The sequence below is a fragment of the Sphingomonas bacterium genome (genome assembly GCF_903644135.1).
Lineage (GTDB): Bacteria > Pseudomonadota > Alphaproteobacteria > Sphingomonadales > Sphingomonadaceae > Sphingomonas.
Genome location: NZ_CAHJXA010000183.1, coordinates 1 through 5,645, shown reverse-complemented (window position 1 = coordinate 5,645; position 5,645 = coordinate 1). Strand labels below are relative to the sequence as shown.

The 5,645-nt window shown below is 68.7% G+C and carries 6 protein-coding genes; 4 read left to right on the top strand and 2 right to left on the bottom strand.

Features of this window, described 5'->3' with window-relative positions; translation table 11 throughout:
* Positions 1 to 191: 191 nt before the first annotated feature.
* On the top strand, positions 192 to 2,309 hold the full coding sequence (locus tag HUU96_RS10295) for an AsmA family protein (protein ID WP_174292718.1): 2,118 nt from the start codon (positions 192 to 194) through the stop codon (positions 2,307 to 2,309).
* Between the two features lie 9 nt (positions 2,310 to 2,318).
* On the opposite strand, the gene HUU96_RS10290 is transcribed toward HUU96_RS10295, so the two are convergent.
* Positions 2,319 to 2,663 carry a TonB family protein gene (locus tag HUU96_RS10290; protein WP_174292717.1) on the bottom strand — a complete coding sequence of 115 codons (345 nt, stop codon included), beginning with the start codon at positions 2,661 to 2,663 and terminating at the stop codon, positions 2,319 to 2,321.
* A 13-nt stretch (positions 2,664 to 2,676) separates the two neighbouring features.
* Positions 2,677 to 3,480, bottom strand: a complete 804-nt coding sequence (locus HUU96_RS10285) for an inositol monophosphatase family protein (protein WP_174292716.1) — start codon at positions 3,478 to 3,480, stop codon at positions 2,677 to 2,679.
* 66 nt (positions 3,481 to 3,546) lie between these two features.
* On the opposite strand from HUU96_RS10285, the gene HUU96_RS10280 reads away from it, so the two are divergent.
* From HUU96_RS10280 to HUU96_RS10270, 3 genes are all read left to right on the top strand, one after another.
* Positions 3,547 to 4,083: a peroxiredoxin gene (locus HUU96_RS10280; RefSeq protein ID WP_174292715.1), complete on the top strand. Its 537-nt coding sequence runs from the start codon at positions 3,547 to 3,549 to the stop codon at positions 4,081 to 4,083.
* An 84-nt stretch (positions 4,084 to 4,167) separates the two neighbouring features.
* Complete coding sequence (locus HUU96_RS10275) at positions 4,168 to 5,217, top strand: GGDEF domain-containing protein (RefSeq protein WP_174292714.1); 1,050 nt, start codon at positions 4,168 to 4,170, stop codon at positions 5,215 to 5,217.
* Between the two features lie 41 nt (positions 5,218 to 5,258).
* Positions 5,259 to 5,645 (top strand): DUF1810 domain-containing protein (locus HUU96_RS10270; RefSeq protein ID WP_174292713.1); only part of this gene is annotated, 387 nt, incomplete at its 3' end.

The following is a 5,645-nucleotide window of genomic DNA, read 5'->3' as shown; positions in this document are numbered from 1 at the left end:
TGACGCCGCTCTTGGTCTTGAGCTTGGGCATTTTGGTCCTTTCAAATGGCGATGCATCAGCCTGCCGCGGCAGCCCTGGTGGCCGGGCCGGATTCACGCGCATCGCTCGGTTAAGCGCAGCCCCCTAGCGGCGGCGGCGGCGAATTGCAACCGATCCGGAACCGCAACGAGGCGCGGTGCGCTTTGCCGCGATGGACAGCGTAGTCGCCCAGCCGCCGTCGTCGGCCCACCTCCCCTTCTATCGCCGGCGCTGGTGGCGGATCACGCGCAATATCCTGTTGGGCGTCCTCGCCTTCGTCTTCGCGATCTGGCTGGTGCTGTTCATCACCAAGGGGCGCTTCCTGAAGCATACGTTCGAGCATCTGGCCAGCGGCGCGGTGCAGCGGCCGGTGCAGGTCGCGGGCGACTTCCAGCTGTATTTTGACCCGTTTGAGATCAAGTTCGTCGCCGAGGGGCTGAGCGTCGCCAACCCGGCCTGGGCGACCCGGCCGCTGCTGTTCCACGCCGACCGGATCGATTCGCGCATCGCGCCGCTGTCGCTGATCTTCGGGCGGCGTCATATCCGCGACCTGACCCTGACCAACGCCGCGATCGACCTTGAATGGGACAATGCGCACCAGCGCAACAGCTGGACGTTCGGCGACCCCAATGTGAAGGGCAAGCCGTTCGAGATGCCGCGCATCGACCGAGCGACGCTGGCGGGGACGCAGGTGCGCTACCTCGACGACAGCCTGAAGCTGCTCGCCGACATCCGGCTCGACACGATCCGCTCGGCCGACGCCAAGATCGGTGCGCGGCTGGGCTTCGCTGGCGATGGCGAGGTGCGCGGCACCCCGTTCACCACGCGCGGCGCGTTGCTGTCGCCCGACGCGACGGTCGGCGGCGGCGAGAACAAGCTGCAGCTGCACCTCGACGCCGCGCACAACGCCATCGACATCGCCGGCACCTTGCCGGGGCTGACCGAGATCGAGAACGTGCCGCTGGCCGTCAAGGCGAGCGGGCGCAACCTCAACGAGCTGCTCGGCATCATCGGCATCTCCCTGCCCAACACCCGTCATTACGCGATCGCGGCGACGCTGGTGCAGAGCGGCATCGATTATCGCTTCACGCATCTGGTCGGCAGCTTCGGCGACAGCGACCTGTCGGGGCGCTTCACCATCTCCGCCAAGGAGCCGCGCACCTATGTCTGGGCGGACCTTCAGACCCGCAGCCTCGACATCGTCGATGTCGCGCCGTTCATCGGCTACAACCCCGACTTGGTCGCGGCGGGCGACGTCAAGGCGGCGGCCCATGCCGGCCCCGACCGCATCCTGCCCGACACGCCGCTCGACGTGGAGGGGCTGAGCCAGTTCGACGCCGACGTGAAATATGCGGTCACCACGGTCAAGTCGAAGCATGTGCCGGTGTCCAACATCGCACTCACCCTGTCGCTGCACGACCGGCTGCTGAAGCTCTCGCCGCTCGACTTCACCGTGTCGCAAGGCTCGCTCAGCGCCGACATCCTGCTCGACGCGCGCCGCCATCCGGTCCACGCCAGCTACGACATCCGCCTCGCCTCGACGCCGATGGGCAAGCTGCTCGGCGGTTTCGGCGTCGCCGATTCGGGCACCAGCGGCACGATCAAGGGGCGGATCACGCTGACCGGCGACGGCGACAGCGTGCACAAGTCACTGGCGGACTCGCACGGCCGCATCGCGCTCATTATCCCCAAGGGCACGTTCTGGACCCGCAACGTCCAGCTGTCGGAGCTCGACCTCGGCACCTTTGCGGAGAAGATGTTCGAGCATCGCTTGAAACAGCCGGTGACGCTCAATTGCGGGCTGATCGGCTTCACCGTGCGCGACGGCGTCGCGGCGGCCGACCCGATCCTGATCGACACGTCGCAGAACGTCATCCTTGGCCGCGGCGGCTTCAGCTTCAAGACCGAGGCGCTCGACCTCGCCTTCCGCGCCGACGCCAAGAAGTTCAGCCTGTTCTCCGGCCAGTCGCCGGTCGGCCTCAACGGCCATTTCGCCAGCCCCGGCATCCAGGTGGTCAGCAAGCAGCTCCTGACCCGCGCCGGCGCGGCGGTCGGGCTGGGGCTGGTGGCAACGCCGCTCGCCGCGGTGCTGGCGTTCGTCGATGTCGGCGACGCCAAGGCGGCGGCGTGCGGCCCGGTGCTGGCCGGCGCGACCGCCAGCCAGCAGCTGACCACCAAGGGCAAGCCGCGCACCGATGTGGGGCATGGCACCACCGCCAAGGAAGGCAGCGGCAACGCGTCGGGCGGTGAGAAGAAGGACCAGAAGAAGAAGTTTCTAGGGGTGTTCTAAAACAACGAATTAATTCGAAAGCCGAAACAAGGTCGACCCGTCCTGAAAGCCAGGCGATTGCGGCTGCGCATGTGAGCGGCGCTTTAGAAGCTTACACGCCTGCGTGTCGAGTTCGGGATAACCGCTCGATTCGTTAATGGTACAGCTCGCCAACAAGCCGTCCTGACCATATTCGCCGCGATAGCGAACCCTCCCCTCGTGACGCATCCTCATCGCTAATGCTGGATAATCCGCAGCCGGGACGAGGATGTCATGGGCGGGGAGGCGCTGCTGGTCTTCCGCAAGCACTGTCTGCGGTGCAAGTGGGAAAGCCGACGAAATAGCGGCAGCAATAAAGAGCCAATCACTTCTCATCGAACCATCCTCCTCAATTAACCGGCACTGCCCGCAACGCCTCCAGCACATCATCCGTCCGCGCCGGGTCGCCGATCGCCAGCACATGCCCGGCGCTGGCGGCGGTGAGCGGGTCGCCGTCCCAGTCGCACATCCGCCCGCCCGCGCCCTCGACGATCGGCACCAGCGCGGCATAGTCGTAGAGCTGCAGCCCGCTCTCGCACACCAGGTCGAGATGGCCGCTCGCCAGCAGCCCGTAATTATAGCAGTCGCCGCCATAGACCGGCCCCTGCCGCGGCGCGCCGCCCGACACCGCGGCGACCAGGGCCATGAAGTGCGGCACGTCGCCGGCGGCGAACAGATGCGGGCTGGTGGTGGCGACCGCTGCGCCCGCCAGTTCGCTGCACAGCCGGGTATGCGCCGGCGCGCCGTTGAACAAGGTCGGTCGCCCCGCTACCCCCAGCCAGCGCTCGCGCTGGATCGGCTGGTCGATGATCCCCAGCACCGGCCAGCCATCCTCGACCAGCGCCACCAACGTGCCGAAGATCGCGCGGCCGGCGACGAAGCTGCGCGTGCCGTCAATCGGATCGAGCACCCATTGGCGGCCGCTGACGCCGTCCTTGACGCCATATTCCTCGCCGACGATGCCGTCGCCCGAGCGCTCCGCCTCGATCAGCCGGCGCATCGCCGCCTCCGCCTCGCGGTCGGCGAGGGTGACGGGCGAGCGGTCCGCCTTCAGCTCGACGCCGTGCTCTGCGCGGAAAAAGGGGCGGATGGCCGCACCCGCGACCTCGGCCAGGCGGGTCGCAAGCGCGATGTCTGCGGCGGACACTGGCATGACGCCGCTCCTATCGCGCACGCGCGCGATGCGCTAGGCTGACGCAAATCTTCAAAGGACTCAGCCATGCGCCTCCTCCCCCTGCTCGCCGCCGCCTCGCTCGCGTTCGGTGCCGCCGCCAGCGCCGATGCCACCCTCGCTGCCGGTGCCAAGGCCGCCGACTTCACCACCCGCGGCGCGATGGCGGGCAAGGTCGTCGACGTGCATCTGGCGGCGCTGCTCAAGAAGGGCCCGGTGGTGCTGTACTTCTTCCCGGCCGCGTTCACCGGCGGCTGCAATGCCGAGGCGCACGCCTTTGCCGAAGCGATCCCCGCCTTCACCAAGGCGGGCGCGACCGTGATCGGCATGTCGGCCGACGACGTGCCGACGCTGCAGCGCTTCTCCAGCGAGAAGTGCGCGGGCGCGTTCACCGTCGCCAGCGCCGGCCCGGCGGTGGTCGCCGCCTACGACGTCGATCTGCATCACCAGATGGCAGGCCGCAACCTGACCACCCGCACCAGCTACGTCATCGCGCGCGACGGCAAGATCGCGTTCGTCCACGACAATATGGACGCGTCGCAGCACGTCGCGACCACGCTGGCGGCGGTGCAGCAGCTGCACTGATCAGCGACGCAGCGTCTGGCGGGCGGACGACAACCATCCGCTAACGCTTTGCGGCTATAGCCTGCGCCACGGGGTGGAGGCGGGATGTTCGGCGCGAGCGCGACACGCAAGCTGCGGCAACAGCCGGACGATCTGTTCACGCGGATCGGCGCGTTCCTGCGCGCGCAGGGGCTGTCTGCCGATCCCGCCAACTATGTCTTCGCCCATCATCTGCTGACCCGCGACGATCCGGCGGCGGCGGCGATCGTCGCGCGCATCTGCGAGGACGGCACCCGGCTGACCGGCGGCGAGATCGAACGGCTTGGCGGCCGGGTGACGAAGGGCGTGCCGATCGCGCCACATCCCGCCCACCGCGCCTGCGACGACGTCGAGGCGGATGGCGGCGAGGCGGAGCGGCTGGTCGTTCAGACCCGGCGGCAGGTCGACGCGGTGGCGACGATGGTGCGGGCGATGCACGACGAGACCCGCGGCTTCGGCCGCGACCTCGCCCAGAGCGCCGCCGCGTTCGGCGTTAAAGGCGTGCCGGCCGACTCCGGCGAGATCGTCCGGCTGACCACGACGATGATCGGCCGCGTCACCGACGCCGAGGAGCGGCTGGCCAGCGCCACGCGCGAGGCGGAGACGCTGCGGGCCGAGCTGGTCGAGGCGCAGGCGAGCGCGCGCTGCGATCCCTTGACCGGACTGCCCAACCGCCGCGCGTTCGAGGAGGCCTTTGCCGCGCTCGACAACGGCGGCAGCCACTGTCTGGCGCTGTGCGACATCGATCGCTTCAAGCGGATCAACGACGAGTTCGGCCATGCCGTCGGCGATCGCGTGCTGAGCGCGTTCGCCCGGTTGCTGACCGATCATTGCGCCGGACAGCTCGTCACCCGCCAGGGCGGCGAGGAGTTCGCGGTGCTGCTCAGCGGCGTCGACCTGGACGAGGCGGCGCATATCCTCGACGGCGCGCGCGCGGTGACGGCGGGGCGGCGGCTGCGCGACCGCGACAGCGACGCGCCGATCGGCACCGTCACCTTCTCCGCCGGACTGGTCGCGATCGCGGCTGGCGAGACCGCCGACGACGCGCTCGCCCGGGCGGACCGGCTGCTCTATGCAGCCAAGGCGAAGGGCCGAAACCAGGTGGTCGCCGAGTAGGTGATCCGGTACGGTCGCCTGCCGTCTCACAGGCCGATCAGATGCCCGACCCGCACGACCTCGACCGTTTCGTTCGCGCCCAGCATGGCACATATGCCCAGGCGCTCGCCGAGTTGCGGCGTGGTCGCAAGACCGGTCATTGGATGTGGTTCATCTTCCCCCAGATCGCCGGGCTGGGTCTCAGCGCGATGGCACGGCTCTATGCGATCGCCGACGCTGCCGAAGCGCGGGCCTATCTTGCCCATCCGTTGCTCGATGGCCGCCTGATCGAGGCGACGCAGGCGGTAACCGACGTGCCTGGCACCAGCGCGGAGGCGATCATGGGCGGGATCGATGCCGTCAAATTGCGATCGTCGATGACGCTGTTCGCCAGCGTCGCCGACGATCCGGCTCCGTTCGAGGCGGCGCTCGCCAGGTTCTTCGCCGGC

Coding starts and splice junctions, on each gene's coding strand:
- HUU96_RS10290 (WP_174292717.1), bottom strand. CDS start 2,663: ATGAGAAGTGATTGGCTCTTTATTGCTGCCGCTATTTCGTCGGCTTTC.
- HUU96_RS10280 (WP_174292715.1), top strand. CDS start 3,547: ATGCGCCTCCTCCCCCTGCTCGCCGCCGCCTCGCTCGCGTTCGGTGCC.
- HUU96_RS10285 (WP_174292716.1), bottom strand. CDS start 3,480: ATGCCAGTGTCCGCCGCAGACATCGCGCTTGCGACCCGCCTGGCCGAG.
- HUU96_RS10275 (WP_174292714.1), top strand. CDS start 4,168: ATGTTCGGCGCGAGCGCGACACGCAAGCTGCGGCAACAGCCGGACGAT.
- HUU96_RS10295 (WP_174292718.1), top strand. CDS start 192: ATGGACAGCGTAGTCGCCCAGCCGCCGTCGTCGGCCCACCTCCCCTTC.